Source organism: Corynebacterium sp. HMSC076G08 (assembly GCF_001811515.1).
Classification (GTDB): domain Bacteria; phylum Actinomycetota; class Actinomycetes; order Mycobacteriales; family Mycobacteriaceae; genus Corynebacterium; species Corynebacterium hiratae.
Map to the genome: position 1 here is coordinate 1 of NZ_KV805070.1, position 258 is coordinate 258.

The 258-nt window shown below is 57.4% G+C and carries 1 protein-coding gene; it reads right to left on the reverse strand.

Annotated features, from left to right (window positions below; translation table 11 throughout):
• On the reverse strand, positions 1 to 258 hold a 258-nt coding region (locus HMPREF2806_RS09960; protein ID WP_158013220.1), incomplete at both ends, for a DDE-type integrase/transposase/recombinase.

The window sequence follows — 258 nt, forward strand, 5'->3', positions numbered from 1 at the left end:
CCATCCGCAGGGCCCGTTCAACCAGGTGTGTGTCCTGAACGCTATCCATAGCCCAGCCCAGCACTCTGCGGGAATGACCGTCGCGGACCGCGCACAAGTACAACCAGCCCTCACCGGTGCGCAAGTAGGTAATATCCGACATCCACACCCGGTTGAGCTCACCAGTATCAAACATGCGCTTGACCAGGTCAGGAAGACTCGACTTACGCTTGGCTTGGATTGTAGTCACTGGGACAAAGGCACGCGGTGAAATCCCTT